Here is a 21,357-nt window from a genome sequence, read left to right as displayed (position 1 = left end):
GTCATCTCCTTCAGCGGATGGGGTTGTGCACGGTGACCAGCTTGGTGCCGTCGGGAAACGTCGCCTCGACCTGCACCTCGTGGATCATCTCGGGGATGCCTTCCATGCACTGGTCGCGGGTGACGACCTGCGCGCCGGCCTCCATCATGTCGGCGACCGAGCGGCCGTCGCGGGCGCCCTCGACCACGGCATCGGTGATCAGCGCGATGGCCTCGGGGTAGTTCAGACGCACGCCCCGGGCTAAGCGCTTGCGCGCCACCTCGGCGGCCATGGCGATCAGCAGTTTGTCTTTTTCACGCGGCGAGAGTTGCATGTCAGATCATCCAGGGTCTTGGCAGGGAATTGCGGGTCAGCCGGTTCAGGATCGGCACAAGGGTCTGGCGCAGCGCGAAACCGTCGGGCGCCAGCAGGCGCATCAACAGCATGTCATCACCCACAAGGCTGACGCCGCCGGTGTCAGGCAAGGTCGCGCGGATCGGGTCCAGATGCGCAGCGGCATCCGGGCGGATCAGTATCAGGCTGCTGAGCGCGCCCGCGCCGTCGCCAACGCCCGGCCGGGCCATTTCTGCCGCCAGATCACCGGTCAAACGCAGCGCGTCCAGATGCGCCAGTCGGCCCGCGCGCCAGATTTCGATGCGGTCTTGGAAGTGAGCCGATGTGACCTGCTCGCCCATCGCCGCGCGGCCGAAGATCAGGGATTCCACCAGCAGCATGCTGGCATCGGGGGCCAGATCGACACGCAGGCGGCGATCGATCGCGCAACCATCGAACAGGATGGTTTCCTGCGGCAGCCAGTTCAACTGGCCGCCCGTAGCCACGGTCAGATGTGTCCGAAGCTGGCCCGGAGCTGCTCCGGACGCGCGATAAGCGCGCTCGGCCGCCTGCGTGGTTATGGTCAGACGCGAATCTGCCCCTGCGGTGGCAGACAGGTCAAATCTGTCTCCGCCGGTGACGCCGCCGGCGGTATTGACCAGCACGGCCTGCATGTCAGCGCCATCGCGCCGTGGAAACAGCAACTTCAGCGACCCTTGCTGGCGCAGGTCCTGCAACTCGGTCCGGCTCGCGCGCCCAACCACGGACACCACGCCCCGCCCGACGGCACGAGGAGGCGCGGCGATCGCTTGTGCGGGCGTTATTGCGGACAAAGAAGTAATTGGAAGCTCCGGGCGAGAGGACTGTCGGATGCGAAAGCACCACAGCCATTTCCTCGAGTCAGCGCAGCCCGGCAGAGGCAATTGGGTCAGAACACTCGTTAGCCCATTTTCTGGGCACTATTTCCCCTGTCGCCCGAAGAATAATCACTTCGCCAATGCGTGTGATAATCCGGCCCTCGGCCACAAATCAAAAGAAAAGGGCGGCCAGTTTGGCCGCCCGTTCCGGTGTCTGTCGTCGGTCAGAGCGTGATGCGGAAGGCCGCGAAACCGTCGGCCCCGTTGCCTGCATCTTCCAGCGCCAACCCTTTGACGTCGCTGATGTAATCACGCGCCTTGGGGCCGGTTTCAAACAGAACTGTGGTGTCGCCCAGCGGTGCGAAGGACCAGTTGCCGTCGGCCTTGGGGTCGATCGTGCCTTGCTCGACGATATAGCGCACGATCACGTCGCGGTTGGTGTCGGGGGCCTCGAACACGATGGTGTCGCCCATCGCGCCCGGGAACGATCCGCCGCCCGAAGCGCGGTAGTTGTTGGTGGCGATGATGAATTCCATGTCGTCGGTCACCGGGGCAGCGTTGAACTGCAGGTCCACGATGCGCGTCGCATCGGGGTTGATCTCTTCGCCCTTTGGGCCAAAGCGCGAGGGCTGAGACAGGTCGATCTGATAGGTCACACCGTCGATCACGTCGAAATTGTAGGACGGGAATTCGGGGTTCAGCAGCAGCGCATCCTTGGCACCCGGCTCAATCTGGTTGAACATCCCGGCCGAACGCTCCAGCCAGCCGCGCAATTGCGCGCCGTTCACGCGAACCGCGCGCACGGTGTTGGGATAGAGATACAGATCGGCCACGTTCTTGATCGCCACATCGCCCACCGGGACGTCGGTATAGTATTCGGGGCCACCCCGGCCACCGGCCTTGAACGGCGCCGCGGCCGACAGGATCGGCAGGCCCTCATGCTCGGTGCCTTTCAGCATCTCTTCGATATACCATTTTTGCGCGATCGACACGATCTGGACCGAGGGGTCGTCGGCCACCAGCGCGAAATAGCTGTGCAGCGGGGCCGAGGTCTTGCCCACCGCGCGGCGCACATAGGCCAGCGTTTCCTCGTGATCCTGCGCGACCGAGGCCAGCACCTTGGGGTCGTCCTCGACCAGCGCGGTGATCGAGCGGTCTTCGTTGCGCTTCGAAATCGGCCGGGCCTCGGAGGTGGTGGTGACCACGCGCCATTCGTTGCCGTCGCGTTCCAGCAGCAGGTCGAGCACGCCCAGATGCGACCCCCAGAACCCACCCATGACGGCCGGCTTGCCCATCAGCGTGCCCTTGTCCACGTCAACGCCCGCACGGTCGGCGAAGGTGGGCGAGGGGAAGACCAGGTGGTTGTGCCCGGTCACCAGCGCGTCGATGCCATCGACCCCGGCCAGCGGGACCGACGCGTTCTCCATCCCGTCCGCGTGATCTGCCGCGCCGATGCCCGAATGCGACAGGGCCAGGATCAGATCGCAGCCTTGCTCTTTCATCTCGGGCACATAAGCCTTGGCGGTCTCGACGATGTCGCGGGCCTGCACGTTGCCTTCCAGATGGCGGCGGTCCCAGTTCATGATCTGCGGCGGGGTGAAGCCGATGACGCCGATGCGGATCGGCTGCTTGCTGCCATCGCCCAGCTCGATCTCGCGGTCGAGGATGACATAGGGCTGCACCAGCGTCTTGTCCGCGCGCGGATTGGCGCCCTGTTCCTTGGCGATATTGGCCAGCACGATCGGGAACTGCGCCCCGGCCAGCGATTTTTCCAGAAAGCTCAGGCCATAGTTGAACTCGTGGTTGCCCAGCGTCGCGGCATCATAACCCAACGTGTTGAATGCGTTGATGATCGGGTGGGTGTCGCCATCGTTCATGCCACGCTCGTAGGCGATGTAGTCGCCCATCGGGTTGCCCTGAAGAAAGTCGCCATTGTCGACCAGCATCGAGTTTGTGGCCTCGGCCCGGATCTGGTTGATGATCGAGGCCGCGCGCGACAGGCCCACCGTATCGCGCGGCTTGTCGGCATAGTAGTCATAGGGGAAGACGTGAACGTGAATGTCGGTCGTTTCCATGATCCGCAGATGCGCCTGATTGCTTGCGGCGGCGGCGGAAAACGGGTGCAGGGAAACCATCGCGACGCCAGCCGTGCTGGTGGCCAGAAATTGACGCCGAGACATCGCGAATTTGCTGGATAGGGTCATGAGGCACCTCTCGAAATAAATTGGTCGACGCATCATCTGAACGTTTATGACGACAATGATGTGACAGCGCGGTCCGAGGGGATCGCCCGGCGCGCCGATGGTTCAGACTGACCGCTTTTGACATCCGAGTAAAGCGTCCACTCAGCCATCGACCCGCGCTTGGGCCGTGCGGCGCCTAAGGTGCTATGGCGCGGGCCCAGGCTGGGGCGCCCGGGCCGCGGCCTCAGTCTTTTTTCACGTCGCCAGCAAACCGCGCGGCGTTTTCCCGCGCAAAGGCACTGGCATCAGCCGAGGCATCCCAGAACTGAGGATTGGCCTTGGGAATGGTCAGCGCCTTCTGAACTGCGGGCCGGGCGTCGATGCGGTCGAACCATGCGTTCAGATGCGGAAGGTCATCGACCTGAACCCTTGCCCAGACATAGGCCCGCGCCCAGGGGTACAGCATCATGTCCGCGATCGTATATTGCCCCGCCGCGATCCAGTCGCGCCCATTCAGGCGATCATTCATCACCTCCATCAGGCGGCGGCTTTCGTCCACGTAGCGGCGGATCGAGAACGGTTCGGTATGGCCGTTGGGGGCGGCAATATGCTGGAAATACATCGCCTGGCCCATCATCGGACCCACATGTCCGACCTGGAACAGCATCCATTGCATCACCTCGGACTGCTGAACGGGGTCAGAGGGCAGGAATCGACCGTATTTCTGCGCGAGGTGCCACAGGATTGCGCCGCTTTCGAAAATCGCCCGTCCTTCTTCTCGGTCCTCGATCACCGGAATCTTGCCGTTGGGGTTCAGCGACAAGAACGCCGGCGACTTCTGTTCCTGTTTGGAAAAGTCGATGGGGGTTAGGTCGTAGGGCACGCCTGCCTCTTCCAAGAAGATCACCGGTTTGTAGCCATTCATCGTGGCCGCGGTGTACAGGTGAATGTCAGGCCGCGACATGCGCGATCTCCTCGAAATGCTCTTTCAGATGCGCGTCGAACCTCTGGAAATCCTGTTCGATCCGGGGGTTTTTCATCACGTCGAAGGCCGCGAAGGTGGGCAAAGGCTGCATCGCCAGAAACTTGGCGTTCAGGTGCATGGGCCACAGCAGGTCGTCGACGCTGGCCCCGGCAAAGAACGGCTCGGCCGGGTTGTCGAACGCCTCACGCGGGGCGTTGAAGGTGACCGACAGCATGTATTTCGTTCCGTACAGCAGGCCACCGGTGCCGTAGTTGGCCTTGGGCGCCTTGGCGGTCCGGCCGTCGCCGGCCAGCAACCGGCCGTCCATGCCCGCGGTGTAGACCTCGTCGATGTATTTCTTGAACACCCACGGCACACCCATCCAGTTCACCGGAAACTGCATGATGACCACATCCGCCCAGACATGCGCGTCGATCTCGGTGTTGATGTCGTACCCTTCGGCAACCGTGGTCATACGCACCTCGTGGCCCATACCGGCCAGTGCGTCCTGCGCCCGTTGCACCAGCGACGCATTCAGGCGGCCAGGTGCGAACTCGTAAGGCTGCGTACCGTTCACGATCAGGATCTTGCTCATCTTCATATCCTTGGTTTTGAAACTGCTTGCCCCTTGACTTTGGCCGGGGTGAAACCGAACTTGAGAACAGTAGTGAGGAATTGCAACCAGTTTACTTTTTGTAACCTACTGGATTGGAGAAGGCGATGCGTGCCCGTATCGAACAGGACGACCAAGGAAAGCGGCAAGCGGTGGATGCGTGCCGCGAACCATGCCCCATCGAACGCGGCATGCGGATCATCGGCGGCAAGTGGACCGGGTCAATCCTATGGCACCTCAAAGACGAGCCGGTGCGGTTCAATGACCTTTCGCGGATGATCGGTGGGGCCAGCAAAAAGATGATCGCCGAACGCCTGCGGCAATTGGAGCAACAAGGGCTGGTTCACCGCCAAGTGCTCGAAACCTCGCCGGTTTCGGTGCAATATTCCGTTACGGATTTGGGGCGCACTGCACTCGGTTTTCTAGACGAGCTGCGGAAATGGACCGAAACATTACCAGGCGGTGAAACCTGACTGGCGCTATGCCTCGGGGGATTGTTGCAAACCGTTGGAGATCTGGGCTGCGGCGCGCGTGACGCGAGCAGCCATCGCCTCAAGCTGGGCGTCCGAAAAACGGGTTGTGGGCCCGGAAATGGACAGGCCGGCAATCACGCGCCCCAAAACATCGAAAATGGGTGCCGCAATACAACGCATACCCAGAAAGCGCTCTTCATCGTCAATCGCCCAGCCTTGTGCCCTGCATCTTTGCAGTTCGTGCTTCAATAGCGCGACATCGGTGATTGATTTCGGTGTCTGGGCCTCGAGTTTCGACTTGCGCAGTAGGGTCTCAAGACGACCGGGGTCCATGTGTGCCATTATTATTTTGCCAACACCTGATGTGTGAAACTTGGTGGTGGTACCGTTCTTTATCGAGGCGCGGATCGGGTTGTCCGATTCGGCTTGAACCAGGTACAGCAACGCTCCTCCGTTCTCGATGGCCAGATTGGCGGTTTCGCCTGTCTCCGCCGCGAGGGTGCGCATGACGGGCGGTGCGATTTCAAGAAGGTTCGAGCCGGGCTCAAACGCGTTGCCGATCCGGTATGCCTGTGGCCCGATGCGCCACATTCCGTCTGTCCCGTCCTGGGACACCAAACCCCGATTTTGGAGTGTTGCCAAAGCCCTGTGCACAGTTGGCGCCGGAATTCCGGTCTCGGTCGAAATCGCCGAAAGCGACGCCCGGCGCATGTCCGCCAAACACGAAAAGATACGCAGTCCGCGGTCCAGCGCCATCACCGGCGAGACATCGTTCGTTTCCATCGGAGATTTCCTGCGCGGACGTCCTCGGCGCGCGGCGGGCGTTTGTTCGGTCATGGAAATCCAAGCATCAATTCGTCAAATTCGTGTCCCTTTAACTTAGCGGCCAGAGCACAGTAAAAAAATGAAAAATATAATAGTGTTCAAAAACATAATGTTATGAGATTTTTTCTGCCTTTTTTTCAGGTATTTCCAAAATCTTTTGAAAAAATGGGATTCTGGCTTATCGTTGAGGCATCCGCAGGAGGGCGGATCGGAGCCAGCACCGCGCAAACGGTCAGTGCCCAACTAAGGGAGGAAACATGACAAAATCTTTGAACCGCAGAAATTTTCTGCGCGGGTCGGCCGTTGTGGGCGCAGGTGCGCTTGCGGCACCCGCGGTACACGCGCAGGAGGGAACCACACTCAAGATGCAGGCGGCCTGGGGCGGAGGCATCTTTCTTGAAAATGCTCAATCCTATGTGAACCGTGTCAACGAGATGACGGGAGGCCGCCTGACCATCGAACTGCTGCCCGTGAACTCGGTCGTGAAGACCAGCCAGATGCAGGACGCGGTTCACCGCGGTGTTCTGGACGCGGCCCATTACGTGCCGGCCTATTGGTATTCGAAATCCAAAACGGCCTCTCTGTTTGGGACTGGCCCCTGTTTTGGCTGGTCCAGCCAAGAAGTTCTGGGTTGGGTCTATTACGGCGGCGGTCAGGAACTGTTCGACGAATTGATGGCCAACTTGGGTCTGAACGTCGTGTCGTTCTTCAACTCGCCCATGCCGGCGCAGCCGCTGGGGTGGTTCAAAGAGCAGATCACCAGCGCCGACCAGATGAACGGTCTGAAATACCGGACCGTCGGATTGGCGGCGGATGTTCTGTTGGAAATGGGCATGTCTGTGGTGCAGTTGCCGGGTGGCGAGATTCAGCCTGCGATGAAGTCGGGCCTGATCGACGCGGCCGAGTTCAACAACCCGACATCAGACCGCGACTTTGGCATGCAGGACGTCTCGAAGCATTACCATCTGGCCTCGTTCCACCAGAGCCAGGAATTCTTTGAGGTCACGTTCAACAAGGACAAGTACAACGCCCTGTCGCCCGAGCTTCAGGCAATTCTGAAATACGCCTCCGAGGCCGAGAACTCGAACTTCTATTGGCACAACACCAAGCGCTACTCGGAAGATCTGGTAAAGCTGGCCGAAGAGCAGGGCGTGAACGTCTATCGTACGCCCGACAGCGTCATGCAGGCGCAGCTGGACGCGTGGGACGTGGTGGTCGAGCGGATTTCAGGCGAGGATCCGTTCTTTGCCAAGGTCATCGAAAGCCAGAAGGCCTATGCCAAGACGGTCATGAACTATCTGAACCTGAACCAGCCCGACTACAAGCTGGCCTACAAGCACTACTTCAGCTGACCAACGACGTCAGTAGCACCAAAGGAGGTCGCGCCCCGCGCGCGGCATCCTAATACGGGGTAGAACAGGCGAGGGACGGACCTTGATCAAGACAATCCACGCCATCGAAGGGCTGAGCCAATGGGTCGGCAAGGCCTTCGGGTGGTGCATTCTGATATTGACGCTTTCTGTATCGTACGAAGTCTTCGTGCGCTATGTGCTCAACAGCCCGACCGTATGGGCGTTCGACATGATGGTACAGATGTATGGCGCGCTGTTTCTGATGGCAGGCGCCTATGCGTTGGCCCAGGACGCGCATGTCCGGGGCGACGTCCTTTACAGACTGTTTTCCGTCCGCTGGCAGGCGCGGGTCGATTTCGTTCTGTACATCCTGTTCTTTTTCCCGGGTATGTTTGCCCTGTTCTGGTACGGTTGGGAAATCGCAGCCGACAGCTGGCGCTACAAAGAAGTGAGCTGGAACAGCCCCGCGCGGATTCAGATCTATTTCTTCAAAACCCTGATCCCGCTTGCGGGCTTTTTGCTGATGGTCCAGGGCTTGGCCGAGATGGGCCGGTGTTGGTTGGCCATGCGCGATGGCGAATGGCTGCCGCGTCTGGATGATGTCCGTGAAACCGAAGACATGCTGATGGACGAAACCATCGACCGTCTGAATGCGACCCGCACCGAGAAAGGAGGGCGCAGCGATGACTGATCCTCAAGTCGCCATCCTCATGCTCAGCCTGTTCATCGTACTGGTACTGCTGGGCTTTCCGATCGCGTTCACGCTTTTGGCGATGGGCGTGGGTTTTGGGTACTATGCATACTACCAATCCGCCCCCGAAACCATTTCGGACATCTTCAACAACAACATATTCTACTTGCTGAACCAGAACACCTATTCGGTGATGGAAAATGACACGCTGGTCGCCATCCCTTTGTTTCTGTTCATGGGATACGTGGTTGAACGGGCCAATATCGTCGACCGATTGTTCTTCTCGCTGTATATGGCGGCTCGAAACCTGCCGGGGTCGCTGGCAATCGCTGCCCTGATGACTTGCGCGGTGTTTTCGACCGCGTCGGGGATCGTGGGGGCAGTGGTCACGCTGATGGGTCTTTTGGCCTATCCGGCGATGGCCAATGCCGGATACCAGCGCAGCTTTGCGGCCGGCGTCATTTGTGCCGGCGGAACGCTCGGAATTCTGATCCCGCCATCGATCATGTTGATCGTCTATGCGGCAATCGCAGAGTTGTCACCACTGCGCCTCTATGCCGCCGCCGTATTTCCCGGCCTGATGCTGGCAGGATTGTACATCATTTACGTGATGGTGCGGGTATGGCTGAACCCGTCGCTGGCCCCAAAGCCGGCCGAGGGGGACATCCCGCCCAAACGTCAGATCTATATGGATCTCTTGGTTTCCTTCGTGCCGCTGACCGTGCTGATCTTGCTGGTCCTCGGCTCGATCCTAGGCGGGCTTGCAACTCCGGCCGAGGCGGCTGCGATGGGTGCGCTTGGCGGGTTGGTTCTGGCCATGATCTATCGGTCCCTGACCTGGGATAAAGTCAAGCAAAGCGTCTTTCTGACCGCCAAGGCGACGGCGATGGTCTGTTGGCTGTTCGTCGGATCGTGGACTTTCGCGTCCGTGTTTTCCTATCTGGGGGGGCATGACGTCATCGAACACTGGGTCGTTGGCATGAACCTGCAGCCTTGGCAGTTCCTGGTTCTGGCGCAGTTGATCATCTTTCTGCTCGGCTGGCCGCTGGAGTGGTCCGAGATTCTGATCATCTTCGTGCCGATTTTCCTGCCGATGCTCGAGACCTTTGGGGTGAACCCGTATTTCTTTGCGATGCTCGTTGCCCTGAACCTTCAAACCTCTTTCTTGACTCCGCCAATGGCGATGTCAGCCTATTACCTGAAGGGGGTTCTGAAGTCGCAGATCGAACTGATGGAGATCTTCCGCGGGCTGATGCCCTATCTGGCGATCGTGATCCTGTGCATGGTACTGATGTACCAGTTTCCGGGCATTGCGTTGTGGTTCCCGGACTATCTGTTCGGTGTGTGGGTGCCATGACGAAACACGACCTGACCCTGCTTTCGGCGGTTCACGCCGCCGATGCCATCCGGGCAGGCCGGATCACGTCACAGGCATTGGTCGAGGCCTGCCTTGAAAGGATCGAACAGACTGAGCCGGCGATCCGCGCCTGGGCTTATCTGGATGCGGGATCGGCGCTGGATCAGGCGCGGGAATTGGACCGCATTCGCAAAGCCGGGCGACCGACTGGAAAACTGCATGGCGTTCCGGTTGGCCTGAAGGATATCGTGGACACCCGCGACATGCCGACCCAACGGGGCAGCGCGGTGTTCGCCGGTCGCCAACCTGATGCCGACGCGCGGTTGGTCGAACGTCTGCGCGACTCCGGTGCGGTGATCTTGGGCAAAACAAAAACCACTGAATTTGCCTTCATGCACCCGACCGACACGACCAACCCGTTTGATCCCACCCGTTCACCGGGCGGTTCATCCAGCGGTTCGGCCGCCGCCGTGGCTGCGCGGCATGTGCCGCTGGCGATTGGAACGCAGACAGGTGGATCGGTGATTCGTCCCGCCTCGTTCTGCGGGGTCTTCGGCATCAAGCCCACCCGTGGCACGATCTCGCGCAGCGGTGTGTTCCGCACCTCGGTCTCGCTCGATCAGATCGGCGGCTTTGCCAACTCGCTCGAAGATGCGGCGCTGTTGATCGACGCGGTGTCCGGCTATGACCAGACCGACCCCGCCAGCTTTGCCCGACCGCGCGGCGAGATGCTGGCCGGCGCGAGGGCCGAAGCCCCGGTCGAGCCCGATTTTGTGTGGCTGGACTTTCCCTTCAACGAGCGTCTTGACGAAGATGCGGCCGAAGGCCTGAACGCCGTCGTCGACGCCCTCGACGGGCGCGTCGAACGCATTCCGGCCTCGGCACAGCTGGCTGATCTGGCAAACGTTCATAAAGTGATCTACGACCATGAGATCAGCCAGAACATGGCCGAGATTGCCGCCAGCGATCCCGACAGGATCAGCGCCGAGATGCACGAGGCCATCATCCGGGGCCATAAGATCAGTGCGGCGCAATACGAAGATGCCTTGGGCATCATGGCCTCGGCTCAGGAGTTTTTCGCAAACTTTTTCAACGATTACGATGCGGTCATCGCACCGGCGGCAACGGGGCAGGCGCCCCTGCTCAGCGCCGGCCATACCGGCGATTCCGTGTTTTGCCTGACGTGGACGCTGGCCGGCCTGCCCTGTCTGAGCCTTCCCTTGCTGGTTGGTGAAAATGACCTCCCGGTCGGGGTCCAGTTGGTTGGGGCCGCCGAAGAGGATGACAGGCTTCTGCGCACAGCCGCTTGGTTGCAGCGCCAACTCGCCGCCGGGCCAGAAACAGGAGTATGAAATCATGTCGCGCTTGACGAACATAATCATGGCCGTGATCGGAACCGGGTTGATGATGGCCTTTGTTCTGGGCCTTGCCCACAGCATCTCGACCGGGTTTGCCGGGTTTTGGGGCGGGTTGCCGTTTCTGGTGATCGCGATCTTCGTGATCGCGCTGGCGCTGTACAACTTCTGGGAAGATGCCATCAAGAAGGACTGACGCCATGAGCGACAAACCCGTCCTGTGGCTTCCGCGCCGTGTGTCTGATGCAACGATCGCTCGGGCGCGACGCGACTATGAGGTGGTGCTGAACGACGCGGACACACCCGGCACAGCCGACGATATCATCAGGATGAGTGCGCAGGTCGATGCGATGATGCCCTGCCATTCCGAGCATTTCACTGCCGAGGTCGTAGCCCAGTTGGATCCGCGGCTGAAGATCATCGCCAACCACTCGGTGGGTGTCGATCATTGCGATCTGGCGGCGCTTGCCGCCCGTGGAGTCGTGGTGACCAATACCCCGGACGTTCTCTCGGACGCCACGGCCGAGCTGGCGGTGCTGTTGATGCTTGGGGCTGCCCGCCGTGCGGCCGAGGGGGACCGGTTGGTACGCAGCGGCGGATGGAACAACTGGAGCCCGTCGTTCATGGTGGGCAAACAGGTGACCGGGGCCCGCCTGGGGATCATCGGTATGGGGCGCGTTGGGCGGGCTTTTGCGGCCAAGGCCCGCGGATTCGACATGCAAATCCACTATTTCAACCGCACGCGCTTGTCACCGGACCTGGAGCAGGGCGCAATCTATCATGCCAGTCTCGACAGCTTGCTACCTGTTGCGGATTTCCTGTCCTTGCATTGCCCCGCGACGCCGGACACCACGAACCTGATGAACGCCGAGCGGGTTGCCGCTTTGCCGGATGGCGCCGTGCTTGTGAATTCGGCGCGCGGCGCGCTGGTGGATGAGGATGCCCTGCTGAACGCGATCAAAAGCGGCAAGCTGGCGGCGGCCGGACTTGATTGCTTTGCAACCGAACCGGGCGGAAACCCGGGTTTTGCGCCGTACGAAAACATCTTCATGCTCCCGCATATCGGAAGCGCCACGACCACGACGCGCGATGCGATGGGGTTTCGTGCTCTCGACAATCTGGACGCTTTCTTTGCCGGCAAAACCCCTCGGGATCTGGTGTAAGGCGACCTGAAGGCTGCGGATGTCTCGATCATTGCCGCAGTTCAAAGCCGGGAAGTGTTCCCGTTCGGATCGGTCTGACGCTTCTGGGCGACCGGCCCGGTGGTTTCGCGGGCGATGAAGCGGGCCGAGACCTCGGAAACGCTGGCAGGCATGTCCGGATCATTGATCCGGTCCAGCAAGGTTCGTGCCAGTCTGCGGCCCAGCTTTTTGGGCGAAACCGCCATGGTGCTGAGGGCCGGGATCGCGACCGAGGCGTCCTCGGTATCGTCAAATCCGATGATCGACACGTCGCGCCCGGGCTCCAGGCCGGCGCGCATCAACCCGTAACAGGCGCCCAGGGCGACCATGTCGCCGTTGCAGACGATGGCGGTCACCTCGGGATGGGCGTCGCGCAGCTTCAGCATCTGCTCCATCCCCGCGCGCTTGGTATCGGGCGAGGGCCAGATGACAGGCGCGGCCAGCGATCTGGCCTGAACGGCGCGTCGATACCCGGCGATCCGGTCCTTGCGGACCGGGTTCATGCCGGTGCCGCCGAAAAACGCGATGTGCCTGTGGCCCAGGTCGGCCAGATGATGCGTGGCCGTTTCGGTCGCCTCGGCATTGCGGATGCCGACATGGTCGAAATCGGGGCTGATGTGACGCAGAAAGGTCACCGTGGGAACCCGATGGGTGCGCAGCAGGTCTAGCGTCTGCGCGCTGGTTTCCAGCGCAGGTACCCACAGCAGGCCGCCGCGCCCGTTGCGGATGAAATCCCGCAATTGCTTGCCCTGCCGGTCCGCGTCGTCGCGTGTATCAAGAATCGAGACCAGATACCCCTCGGCCTCCAGCAGCTCGACCGCACCGCTGACGACTTCGGCGTTGAACGGGTTTGCGAACTGGTTCAGAACAAACCCGATTTCCCGGTTCTCGCCCGACCGCATCGACGCCGCGCGCGAGTCCGTGACATAGTGCAAGGCCTCTGCCGCCTGCAGCACCTTTTTCCGGGTCTGCTCGGAAATCCGCCCGGTTCCGCGCATCACCTGACTGACTGTCGGAATCGAAACTCCGGCAGCTTTGGCGACACTGGCGAGGGTAGGTTTGGCGGGCATTTCTCGGACTTCTGGTATAACGTTGCATCATCAAAATGCCCAACCCGCATGGGTATTGCAACGTGCAATTCCTGCGAACTTCAAAACATCGGGCCAACCGATTGGAAAAAAATTCGTTGACGTAAGATATATCGTTATACCATGCTGACTGCATCGCTTGGGGTGAGTCGCTGCTCGACACGCACAGCAAACCGACCCCAACAGGCAGAACGGGCGAAAGGCCCAATCGAAACTCTGGGAGGAGTCCATGTCAATTCAATCCAAGCTGGTCGGTGCCGCATCCGGCCTTGTTCTGGCCCTGGCCACAAACGTGGCGCAGGCCGAGGTTCTGTTCTGGTCGACGCAGGCCAAGCCGGTCGAAGAGGCGCAGGCCATGCGCGAACAGGTTCTTTCAGGCTTCGAGGGTGGCGTGGACTACCAGCCCAATGACGGCGGCCCCTGGCTGACGCGTCTGCAGGCCGAATTGCAGGCCGGCTCGGGCACGATCGGCGTGCTGGGCGCACTGCATGGCGACTTCTCGGCAATGAACCCCGATGATCTGGTCGACCTGGATGATCTGGGTATCGCTTCGGCCTCGGACACGTTCAACGAACTGGCCAAGCTGGGTACTAACAGCCTGCAATACATCCCCTGGATGCAGGCCAGCTATATCATGGCGGCCAACAAGGAGGCGCTGCAGTACCTGCCCGAAGGTGCCGACATCAATGCGCTGACCTATGACCAGTTGATCGAATGGGCCGCCAACGCGCATGAGGCTGCGGGCGAGCCGAAATTCGGCTTTCCGGCCGGACCCAAGGGCCTGAAGCACCGCTTCTTCCAGGGTTATCTGTACCCGTCCTATACGAACGGCGTGGTGCGGACCTTTGCCAGCGATGAAGCCGTAACCGCGTGGGAAAAATTCCGCGAGCTGTGGGCACATACCAACCCGGCCTCGACCAATTTCTCGTTCATGCAGGAACAGCTGCTGTCGGGCGATGCCTGGATCGTGTTCGACCACACCTCGCGTCTGGCGCAGGCCTTCAACGAGCGGCCTGATGACTTCGTGGCCTTCCCGGCCCCGGCGGGCCCGACCGGGCGCGGCTTCATGCCGGTTCTGGCTGGGGTTGCGATCCCCAAAACCGCACCGGACATGAAAGCGTCCAAAGCTCTGGTCGCCTACATGATGAAGCCGGAAACCCAGATCGCAACACTGCGTGCCACCAACTTCTTCCCGGTCGTCGCGGTTGACCTGCCCGCGGACCTGCCGCCGGCCGTCAAGGCCGCAGGCGACGCGGTCGCCAAGATGAGCGGCTCGGCCGATGCCAACCCCGGTCTGCTGCCCGCGGGACTGGGCGACAAGGGCGGTGACTTCAACCGTGTCTATACCGATGCGTTCGAGCGGATCGTGCTGGCGGGTCAGGACATCCGCACCGTGCTGGACGATCAGAAAGGCGCGCTGGAGGCGATCATGCAGGAAACCGGCGCGCCCTGCTGGGCTCCGGATGCGCCTTCGGACGGTCCATGCCCCGTCGAATAAGGGTCTGACCTGATCCCGACACCGGGCTTGACGCGGGCCCGGTGTCCCCCGAACTCTCTGCCCGAAACCACCGGAACTTCCGCAAGGAAAGGAGCGATCAGATGAACGCTCGTGTGTTGCCCTATGTGCTGATTCTGCCCGTGACGGCGTTTCTGTGTCTGTTCTTCCTGTATCCTTTCGTTCTGGTCGCCAAACAGGCCTTCAGCACCGGGGACGGATTCACGCTGGACAATTTCCGGCAGGTGGTCGGGTACTGGAAATTCCCGATCTCGTTGCAGAACACGCTGCTGCTGGCGGCGGCGGTGGTTCCAGTGCAACTGGCGCTGGCGTTGCTGATGGCCACCATGGTCAACAAGATGCAGCGCGGGCGCGATCTGGTGCTGTATGTGTGGACCATCCCGCTGGGTATCTCGGATCTGGCTGCGGGCATCATCTGGCTGGCAATCTTCGAACAGTCGGGTTTTTTGAACTCCATGCTTGCTGGGCTGGGCGTGGTAGACCGGCCGGTGAATTTCCTCAGCTATCAGCACCCCGGCGTGGTGTTCCTGGCCATCGCCCTGGCCGAGATCTGGCGCGCCACCGCGATCATGCTGGTGATCCTGGTGGCCGGGATCGGCCTGATCCCCAAGGAATATTACGAGGCGGCCGAGGTCTTTGGCGCCTCACCCTGGAAACGCTTCACCCGCATCACCCTGCCGCTGCTGCGTCCGTCTTTGCAGACGGCACTGGTGCTGCGCGTGATCCTGGCCTTCGAGGTGTTCGCCGTGGTGCTGGCCCTGGGGGGAACCCTGTTCCCCGTCCTCATGAGCGAAACCTACGCCTATCAGTTCGACCTGCTTAACAGCGGCGCGGCGGCGGCGATGGCGCTGATCATCCTCGCCATCTCGATCGGGTTCACCCTGATCATCCTGCGCGCCCTGCGTGTCCCGAAAGGAGCCACGATATGACGACCGTCACGACCGATGTCTCCGCGCCCGATACGCGCCGGGCCGGACGCTATGTCTACATCGCCGCGGTGGTGCTGCTGTGCGCCTGGGTGCTGGTGCCGCTATATTTCCTGCTGATCAACACGCTGTCCTCGCCGGAAACGGTGAACAGTTTCCCCAAGCCCTTCATCCCCGAATTCGACCTGGGCAGCCTGGGGTTCTTTGCGGGTTTCGCGGGCATCCTGACCGCACTCAAGAACTCGATCCTGGTGGCAGGGCTGACGATGATCATGTCGATCCTGATCGGCGCGCCGGCGGGCTATGCCCTGTCACGGTTCGACTTTCGCGGGAAAGAGGCGTTCCGCCTGCTGATCCTGCTGACCCGTGCCTTTCCGCTGCCGCTGCTGGCGCTGCCCTTGGCGGTGATGTTCATCCAGACGGGGCTGGATGACACGGTATTCGGCCTGTCCCTTGTGCACACCACGCTGGCGCTCCCATTTGCGGTGCTGATCACCTTTTCGCTGTTTTCCGGCATCCCGCTGGAACTGGAAGAGGCCGCCTGGACGCTGGGCTGCACCCGGCTGACCGCCTTCACCAAGGTGGTGCTGCCGCTGATCCTGCCGGGGATCACGGCCTCGGCCATCTTCGCCTTCGTGATCTCTTGGAACGAGGTGTTTGCCGCCGCCGTCCTGACGATCGAGAACCGGACCCTGACGGCCTTTCTGCTGCAGAACCTCGACACCTCGCCGCTGCATCTGAAATTCGCGGGCGGTTTCATCCTGGTCGTGCCGGCGCTGATCTTCATCTTCGCCGTGCGCAAATACCTGTTCGCCATGTGGGGCATCGCCAACCGCTGACAGCCCCAAGGAGTTGGAATAATGGCAGAAATTCAAATCAAGAATGTCGCGAAACGCTTTGGCAGCTACCAGGCGCTGCACGACATCAACCTGACCATCCAGGACCAGGAATTCATGGTTCTGCTGGGGGCCTCGGGCTGCGGCAAGACCACGCTGCTGCGGATCATCGCCGGGCTGGAGACCGCGACCGAGGGCGAGGTCTGGATCGGCGGACGTCGGGTGGATCACCTTCCGCCCAAGGATCGGGGCATCGCCATGGTATTCCAGAACTATGCCGTATTCCCGCACCTGACCGTGTTCGAAAACATCGGGTTCGGCTTGCGGATGCAGAAACTGCCCAATGACGAGGTCAAGCGCCGGGTCGAGCGCACTGCGGGCCTGATGCATATCGACCAGCTGCTGGGGCGCTATTCCGGCGAGCTGTCCGGCGGTCAGCGCCAGCGCGTCGCCGTGGCCCGCGCCCTGGCGATGGAACCCGACGTGATCCTGATGGACGAGCCCCTGTCGAACCTGGACGCGCTGCTGCGGATGGAGATGCGGGCCGAGCTCAAAGGCGTTCTGGCCGAAAGCAACACCACCGCCATCTATGTCACCCACGACCAGGTCGAAGCCATGAGCATGGCCGACCGGATCAGCGTGATGCATCAGGGCAAGATCGTTCAGGCGGCCTCGCCGATCGAGGTCTACCGCAACCCAGCGGCCGAGTTCGTGGCCGGATTCATCGGCAATCCGCCGATGAACTTCTTGCCCGCCACTCCGACCGGAGACGGTAAATGGACAGTCGCGGGCCAGATCCTCGACGGGCCGTCCCGGACCACGCCGCTGCATTTCGCCATCCGCCCCGAGGATCTGCGCCCGGCGGACACGGGCCTTGCCGCCACAGTCAAGGTGGTCGAACCCCTGGGCGCGCATCTGCTGGTCACCTGCAGCGTGGACGGCGCCCTGTTCCGCGCGGTTCTGGACAGCGATCTGACCGTCCGCCGCGGCGACACCCTGACCCTGGCCCCGCAGCCAGACCGGGTGCGCTGGTTCGACCCCGAAACAACCCTGGCCGTAGCCTGAGGAGCGCGAAATGAAACAGGATCTGATCGAACAGGCCCGCGCCGTTCTGGCCCGTAATGACCGGGGCGACTACACGGTGCCCACCCACGGCCTCTATCCGTTCCAGTGGAACTGGGACAGCGCGCTCAGCGCCCTTGGGTTCTCGCATTTCGACGAAGCCCGCGCCTGGCGCGAGATCGAGACCTTGTTCCGGCATCAGTGGGATGACGGCATGGTGCCGCATATCATCTTCCACGAGATGAATGACGGCTATTTCCCGGGGCCGGATGTGTGGGCAACGGGCCACGCGGTTCCCACCTCGGGCATCACGCAGCCGGCGGTGGCCGGGTTCGCCGTACAGCGGATCCATGCGCGGGCGAAAAACCGGGCGCTGGCCGATGCGCAGGCCCGCGCCCTGCTGCCCAAGATTCATGCCTGGCACCAATGGTTCTACACGAACCGCGACCCGCAGGGCACCGGACTGGTCGCCATCATCCACCCGTGGGAATCGGGGCGCGACAATTCGGTCGATTGGGACGCGGCGCTGGCCCGGGTCCCGACCGAGGGCGTGGCCCCGTTCCAGCGTCGCGACGTAGCCCATGCCAACCCGGCGCACAGGCCGACTGATGAAGAATACCGCCGCTATATCTGGCTGGTGCAACATTTCCGCGACCTTGGCTGGGATAATTCCAGGCTGCATGACGCCTCGCCGTTCCGGGTTATCGATCCGGGATTCAACGCGATCCTGATCCGCTCGTGCCTGGACTTGGCGGCGCTGGCCGACGACCTGGGCGAGGCCGAGATCGCAAGCGCTTCGTGCGCCTATGCGCAAGCGGGCATCGCGGCGATGGACGCCCTGTGGAGTGAGACCCGCGGGCAATATCTGTGCTTTGACCGTGTCACCGGGGAGCTGATTGACAGCCCTTCGATCGGCGGCTTGTTGGCGGCGTTCTGCCCCGTCCCCGAGCACCGCGCGCAGGCCATCGCCCAGCGGTTGGACGCCATCGGTGCCGCAGTCCCGTTTCTGGTGCCCAGCCACGACCCGGCGGCCCCGGAGTTCGACGGTCTGAGGTACTGGCGAGGCCCGGTCTGGCTGATCGTGAACTACATGATCGCCGATGGGCTGAAACGCGCGGGCCAGAGCCGGATCGTGCAGCGGATCGTCGACGACAGCTTGCGCCTGATCGAACAAAGCGGCTTTGCCGAGTATTACGACCCGGTCACCGCCGAACCCTGCGGCGGCAGCAGCTTTACCTGGACGGCCGCGATGGTGATCGAGATCCTGAACGCGGAAACCACCCCGGCATGAGCGGCGCGCCACCGGTCCCCACCCAACGGGCATGGGCCTGACCGATGGTGGGCCCGTCCATTGTTTCCGCCCCCGGGCAGGAGGACTGGGTCGAGCAAGCCCTTCTTGCGGAATTGCGGACAACCGCGCCGCAAGGGGTCAATGCCAGCGTCACGCTGATTGCGCAGGATGGCGCGGGCCGGGTGGGCGGCCTGCATGGCGCAGCCTCCTATGGGTGGCTGCTGACCAAGACCTTATGGATCGATCCGTCCCACCGACGCCGCGGTTTGGGCCGGCAGTTGATAGACCAAGCCTTTGCCGAGGCGCGCCAGATCGGGTGTCATTCTGCGTGGCTGGACACATCCAACCCGGCCGCCGCGCGGTTCTATGAGGCTTCGGGATTCGAGCCCTTTGGTCGCCTGACCGACACGCCCACGCAAAGCCCGCCCGGACATTGCCGTTGGTTCTTGTGGCGCGCCTTGCCGTAGCCGTGGCCACGCCGCCCTCACAACCGTTTGGCCGGATCGAACACCTGTTGCCACCGCTGAGCATAGCGGGATTTATCTGCCTTAGGCGCAAGGGCGGGAACCACCGGAGGCGTACCCGCCAGAACTGCCTCGATCGATTTGCGCCAGGCCTTGGGATCGGATCCGCACGGAATCACACCGCTTGCCCCGATCCGGTCTCGCAGACCGTCGACCATGCTGACGATGACCGGACGCCGCGCCGCGCGCGCCTCATCCGCCACCAGCCCATAGGCCTCCCACCGCGAGGGCATCGCCACCACGTCCACGGTCCGATAGGCTTCGGCTGGGTCGTCGGCGTGGCCACGAAACTCAATCCGCTGGTCGCCTGCGGCCAAGGCCACAAGGCGGTCGCGCTGGCTGCCCTCACCAAAGATCACAAGCCGCGCATCGGGGTTGGGGCACATACGAAACCCTTCGATCAGAAGATCGAAGCCTTTCTGCGGCTCGAGCCGTCCGATCGCACCGATGACCCGGGCCGCCTCGACCGGCCCGGCTGCGCGGGCAACCGCGCTTAGGTCAACCTGGGGCGAAATCACACTCAGCTTGGATGCGGGGGTCAACCGCCGTTCAGCCATCCAACCGGCCTGCGCCTTGCTGACGGCGATGACCTGATCGAACAACGAATAGGTCACGCGCAGCATCGCAAAGAACCGCCGCTTGTGCGGCACGTTCAAGGCGGTGAAAGACCGGGTATAGCTGTGCTCGACATGCACCAGCCGCGTGGTGGGATGCATCGCCCGCAAGGCCGAGAAGGCCGGCAGGCAGCGCCAGCCGGGGGCGATGTGGCACACGATGACATTGGCGTCGAAACTGCCCCAGCTGAAGGCGGTCCGCTTGACCGGGCGAACCTCTTGGTGGACTTCGCCGGCCAGTTCGGGCAGCTGCGCAAGATGGTCGAGCATACGCATGACTCCGCCGGCCGTGGTGTCATCAACAAGGTGAAGAACGGTGATCTTGGACATTTAAAAACCTCGGTTCAGATGGAAGTCTGGCGGCGCATGAGGCGACCGGCTTGAACAACAGGCGCTGGCCCGACCGCGCGCAGGGCTGCGGCTGCGATTATGGTGGTCAACGTTTTGGCCGGTTCTTCGATCAGGGGCCGGGCGCTGGTTGAAACCGACCGCTGCGCAAGCTCCCAAGCCTTGTGCGGATCCAGATTGCTGACCGCCCGGCGCGCAAGATAGCGCAGCTGATAGGCGCGCGCCGCCGCCTCGTGCCGGGCAAAGAATTCGGGGTTCAGCGGACGCAGCTTGTCGACCATCCGCTCCCACGCCTGCAACTGCCGGTCCAAGGCCGCCGACAGGCCGGTCGCGTGGATCCGGTAGCGGGTCAGCAACCCAGGTACGCCTGCGATTTGCCAATCCGTCGTCAGCATCAGCCGCAGCCAGCATTCGATGTCCTCGGACTGGCGGAAGGTTTCGTCAAAGACCCAGTCGCGCTTGGACTCGAACGCCGGACGGTAGGCCAGATCGAGCAAGGCGGATTTGCGCATCACCGCTGCCGATCCATTGCCGATCGGGTTGCGTTTCAGGACATGTGCCGCCGTTACGTCCCGCAGGCGCGGCGACTGGCGGACGCGCATCAGCCGACCACCCTCGTCAATCATGGCACTGCCGGAATAGCTGATCGCAAGGTCGGGTTCGGCCTGCAGGTGGCGCACATGGGTGGCCAGCTTTTCGGGCAGCCACAAGTCGTCGGCGTCGCAGAAGCCAACGAACTCTCCCCGCGCGGCCGCGATGCCGGTATTGCGCGCCCCGGCCAAGCCACGGTTTTCCTGCCGGATCACCCGCACTTTTGGGTCGGTCGCATGGGCGCGGGCAATGGCCCGGGTTTCGTCTTGCGAGCCGTCATCCACGATGATGATCTCGAAATCGTCATGGGTCTGCGACAGAAGCGAGGCCAGAGTCTCGGCGAGGGTCGCGGCGGTGTTGTAGGCGGGAACAATAATGGATGCCTGGGGCATTTTGGG

The 21,357-nt window shown here is 62.1% G+C and carries 22 protein-coding genes; 13 read left to right on the top strand and 9 right to left on the bottom strand.

Annotated elements, in window-relative coordinates; translation table 11 throughout:
- Positions 1–10: 10 nt before the first annotated feature.
- From AC2FME_RS02940 to AC2FME_RS02920, 5 genes are all read right to left on the bottom strand, one after another.
- Positions 11–313 carry an urease subunit gamma gene (locus tag AC2FME_RS02940; RefSeq protein WP_496799577.1) on the bottom strand — a complete coding sequence of 101 codons (303 nt, stop codon included), beginning with the start codon at positions 311–313 and terminating at the stop codon, positions 11–13.
- 1 nt (position 314) lies between these two features.
- The gene (locus AC2FME_RS02935) at positions 315–1,082 is read right to left on the bottom strand and encodes an urease accessory protein UreD (RefSeq protein ID WP_496799576.1); all 768 of its coding nucleotides are present in this window, start codon (positions 1,080–1,082) and stop codon (positions 315–317) included.
- A 311-nt stretch (positions 1,083–1,393) separates the two neighbouring features.
- A complete protein-coding gene (locus tag AC2FME_RS02930; RefSeq protein ID WP_496799575.1) occupies positions 1,394–3,373 on the bottom strand; it encodes a bifunctional 2',3'-cyclic-nucleotide 2'-phosphodiesterase/3'-nucleotidase in 1,980 nt (659 codons plus the stop codon).
- A 223-nt stretch (positions 3,374–3,596) separates the two neighbouring features.
- Positions 3,597–4,316 (bottom strand): glutathione S-transferase family protein, encoded by a 720-nt coding sequence (locus tag AC2FME_RS02925; protein ID WP_496799574.1) that lies wholly within the window; start codon positions 4,314–4,316, stop codon positions 3,597–3,599.
- A complete protein-coding gene (locus AC2FME_RS02920; protein WP_496799573.1) occupies positions 4,303–4,911 on the bottom strand; it encodes an NAD(P)H-dependent oxidoreductase in 609 nt (202 codons plus the stop codon). Before AC2FME_RS02920 ends, AC2FME_RS02925 begins: the two co-directional genes overlap by 14 nt.
- A gap of 113 nt (positions 4,912–5,024) precedes the next feature.
- On the opposite strand from AC2FME_RS02920, the gene AC2FME_RS02915 reads away from it, so the two are divergent.
- Positions 5,025–5,402, top strand: a complete 378-nt coding sequence (locus AC2FME_RS02915; RefSeq protein ID WP_496684195.1) for a winged helix-turn-helix transcriptional regulator — start codon at positions 5,025–5,027, stop codon at positions 5,400–5,402.
- A 6-nt stretch (positions 5,403–5,408) separates the two neighbouring features.
- Here the strand turns inward: AC2FME_RS02915 and AC2FME_RS02910 are convergent, their stop codons facing one another.
- Positions 5,409–6,239: an IclR family transcriptional regulator gene (locus tag AC2FME_RS02910; protein ID WP_496799572.1), complete on the bottom strand. Its 831-nt coding sequence runs from the start codon at positions 6,237–6,239 to the stop codon at positions 5,409–5,411.
- A gap of 245 nt (positions 6,240–6,484) precedes the next feature.
- Between AC2FME_RS02910 and AC2FME_RS02905 the strand changes: the two genes are divergently transcribed.
- From AC2FME_RS02905 to AC2FME_RS02880, 6 genes are all read left to right on the top strand, one after another.
- Positions 6,485–7,579, top strand: a complete 1,095-nt coding sequence (locus AC2FME_RS02905; protein WP_496684525.1) for a TRAP transporter substrate-binding protein — start codon at positions 6,485–6,487, stop codon at positions 7,577–7,579.
- An 82-nt stretch (positions 7,580–7,661) separates the two neighbouring features.
- Entirely contained in the window at positions 7,662–8,270 is a 609-nt protein-coding gene (locus AC2FME_RS02900) for a TRAP transporter small permease subunit (protein ID WP_496685530.1), read from the top strand.
- Entirely contained in the window at positions 8,263–9,627 is a 1,365-nt protein-coding gene (locus tag AC2FME_RS02895) for a TRAP transporter large permease (protein WP_496799571.1), read from the top strand. Before AC2FME_RS02900 ends, AC2FME_RS02895 begins: the two co-directional genes overlap by 8 nt.
- The gene (locus tag AC2FME_RS02890) at positions 9,624–10,979 is read left to right on the top strand and encodes an amidase (protein WP_496711979.1); all 1,356 of its coding nucleotides are present in this window, start codon (positions 9,624–9,626) and stop codon (positions 10,977–10,979) included. The genes AC2FME_RS02895 and AC2FME_RS02890 overlap by 4 nt, the downstream gene beginning before the upstream one ends.
- A gap of 4 nt (positions 10,980–10,983) precedes the next feature.
- Positions 10,984–11,178, top strand: a complete 195-nt coding sequence (locus tag AC2FME_RS02885; protein ID WP_496799570.1) for a hypothetical protein — start codon at positions 10,984–10,986, stop codon at positions 11,176–11,178.
- A 4-nt stretch (positions 11,179–11,182) separates the two neighbouring features.
- Positions 11,183–12,145, top strand: coding sequence for a 2-hydroxyacid dehydrogenase (locus AC2FME_RS02880; protein ID WP_496799569.1), 963 nt, complete (start codon positions 11,183–11,185; stop codon positions 12,143–12,145).
- Between the two features lie 41 nt (positions 12,146–12,186).
- Here the strand turns inward: AC2FME_RS02880 and AC2FME_RS02875 are convergent, their stop codons facing one another.
- Positions 12,187–13,233 carry a LacI family DNA-binding transcriptional regulator gene (locus AC2FME_RS02875; protein ID WP_496799568.1) on the bottom strand — a complete coding sequence of 349 codons (1,047 nt, stop codon included), beginning with the start codon at positions 13,231–13,233 and terminating at the stop codon, positions 12,187–12,189.
- Positions 13,234–13,480: 247 nt separating this feature from the next.
- Between AC2FME_RS02875 and AC2FME_RS02870 the strand changes: the two genes are divergently transcribed.
- The 6 genes from AC2FME_RS02870 to AC2FME_RS02845 all read left to right on the top strand — a co-directional run bounded on the left by AC2FME_RS02870 (position 13,481) and on the right by AC2FME_RS02845 (position 19,349).
- A complete protein-coding gene (locus AC2FME_RS02870) occupies positions 13,481–14,749 on the top strand; it encodes an ABC transporter substrate-binding protein (protein WP_496685540.1) in 1,269 nt (422 codons plus the stop codon).
- A gap of 101 nt (positions 14,750–14,850) precedes the next feature.
- Entirely contained in the window at positions 14,851–15,696 is an 846-nt protein-coding gene (locus AC2FME_RS02865) for a carbohydrate ABC transporter permease (RefSeq protein WP_496742536.1), read from the top strand.
- Positions 15,693–16,532: a carbohydrate ABC transporter permease gene (locus AC2FME_RS02860; RefSeq protein WP_496683710.1), complete on the top strand. Its 840-nt coding sequence runs from the start codon at positions 15,693–15,695 to the stop codon at positions 16,530–16,532. Before AC2FME_RS02865 ends, AC2FME_RS02860 begins: the two co-directional genes overlap by 4 nt.
- A gap of 21 nt (positions 16,533–16,553) precedes the next feature.
- A complete protein-coding gene (locus AC2FME_RS02855) occupies positions 16,554–17,594 on the top strand; it encodes an ABC transporter ATP-binding protein (protein WP_496799567.1) in 1,041 nt (346 codons plus the stop codon).
- Positions 17,595–17,604: 10 nt separating this feature from the next.
- The gene (locus tag AC2FME_RS02850) at positions 17,605–18,882 is read left to right on the top strand and encodes an amylo-alpha-1,6-glucosidase (RefSeq protein ID WP_496799566.1); all 1,278 of its coding nucleotides are present in this window, start codon (positions 17,605–17,607) and stop codon (positions 18,880–18,882) included.
- A 44-nt stretch (positions 18,883–18,926) separates the two neighbouring features.
- On the top strand, positions 18,927–19,349 hold the full coding sequence (locus AC2FME_RS02845; protein WP_496799565.1) for a GNAT family N-acetyltransferase: 423 nt from the start codon (positions 18,927–18,929) through the stop codon (positions 19,347–19,349).
- A gap of 17 nt (positions 19,350–19,366) precedes the next feature.
- On the opposite strand, the gene AC2FME_RS02840 is transcribed toward AC2FME_RS02845, so the two are convergent.
- A complete protein-coding gene (locus tag AC2FME_RS02840; protein WP_496799564.1) occupies positions 19,367–20,350 on the bottom strand; it encodes a glycosyltransferase family 4 protein in 984 nt (327 codons plus the stop codon).
- 14 nt (positions 20,351–20,364) lie between these two features.
- A complete protein-coding gene (locus AC2FME_RS02835; RefSeq protein WP_480727647.1) occupies positions 20,365–21,351 on the bottom strand; it encodes a glycosyltransferase family 2 protein in 987 nt (328 codons plus the stop codon).
- Positions 21,352–21,357 lie beyond the last annotated feature (6 nt).

The organism is Ruegeria sp. BHSC026 (genome assembly GCF_059613065.1).
Note: the sequence above shows the minus strand (reverse complement) of the source record. Positions and strands in the feature narration are given on the sequence as shown.

Coding starts and splice junctions, on each gene's coding strand:
- AC2FME_RS02930 (WP_496799575.1), bottom strand. CDS start 3,373: ATGACCCTATCCAGCAAATTCGCGATGTCTCGGCGTCAATTTCTGGCC.
- AC2FME_RS02845 (WP_496799565.1), top strand. CDS start 18,927: ATGGTGGGCCCGTCCATTGTTTCCGCCCCCGGGCAGGAGGACTGGGTC.
- AC2FME_RS02910 (WP_496799572.1), bottom strand. CDS start 6,239: ATGACCGAACAAACGCCCGCCGCGCGCCGAGGACGTCCGCGCAGGAAA.
- AC2FME_RS02920 (WP_496799573.1), bottom strand. CDS start 4,911: ATGAGCAAGATCCTGATCGTGAACGGTACGCAGCCTTACGAGTTCGCA.
- AC2FME_RS02940 (WP_496799577.1), bottom strand. CDS start 313: ATGCAACTCTCGCCGCGTGAAAAAGACAAACTGCTGATCGCCATGGCC.
- AC2FME_RS02835 (WP_480727647.1), bottom strand. CDS start 21,351: ATGCCCCAGGCATCCATTATTGTTCCCGCCTACAACACCGCCGCGACC.
- AC2FME_RS02890 (WP_496711979.1), top strand. CDS start 9,624: ATGACGAAACACGACCTGACCCTGCTTTCGGCGGTTCACGCCGCCGAT.
- AC2FME_RS02840 (WP_496799564.1), bottom strand. CDS start 20,350: ATGTCCAAGATCACCGTTCTTCACCTTGTTGATGACACCACGGCCGGC.
- AC2FME_RS02850 (WP_496799566.1), top strand. CDS start 17,605: ATGAAACAGGATCTGATCGAACAGGCCCGCGCCGTTCTGGCCCGTAAT.
- AC2FME_RS02855 (WP_496799567.1), top strand. CDS start 16,554: ATGGCAGAAATTCAAATCAAGAATGTCGCGAAACGCTTTGGCAGCTAC.
- AC2FME_RS02885 (WP_496799570.1), top strand. CDS start 10,984: ATGTCGCGCTTGACGAACATAATCATGGCCGTGATCGGAACCGGGTTG.
- AC2FME_RS02875 (WP_496799568.1), bottom strand. CDS start 13,233: ATGCCCGCCAAACCTACCCTCGCCAGTGTCGCCAAAGCTGCCGGAGTT.
- AC2FME_RS02925 (WP_496799574.1), bottom strand. CDS start 4,316: ATGTCGCGGCCTGACATTCACCTGTACACCGCGGCCACGATGAATGGC.
- AC2FME_RS02905 (WP_496684525.1), top strand. CDS start 6,485: ATGACAAAATCTTTGAACCGCAGAAATTTTCTGCGCGGGTCGGCCGTT.
- AC2FME_RS02895 (WP_496799571.1), top strand. CDS start 8,263: ATGACTGATCCTCAAGTCGCCATCCTCATGCTCAGCCTGTTCATCGTA.
- AC2FME_RS02870 (WP_496685540.1), top strand. CDS start 13,481: ATGTCAATTCAATCCAAGCTGGTCGGTGCCGCATCCGGCCTTGTTCTG.
- AC2FME_RS02860 (WP_496683710.1), top strand. CDS start 15,693: ATGACGACCGTCACGACCGATGTCTCCGCGCCCGATACGCGCCGGGCC.
- AC2FME_RS02865 (WP_496742536.1), top strand. CDS start 14,851: ATGAACGCTCGTGTGTTGCCCTATGTGCTGATTCTGCCCGTGACGGCG.
- AC2FME_RS02880 (WP_496799569.1), top strand. CDS start 11,183: ATGAGCGACAAACCCGTCCTGTGGCTTCCGCGCCGTGTGTCTGATGCA.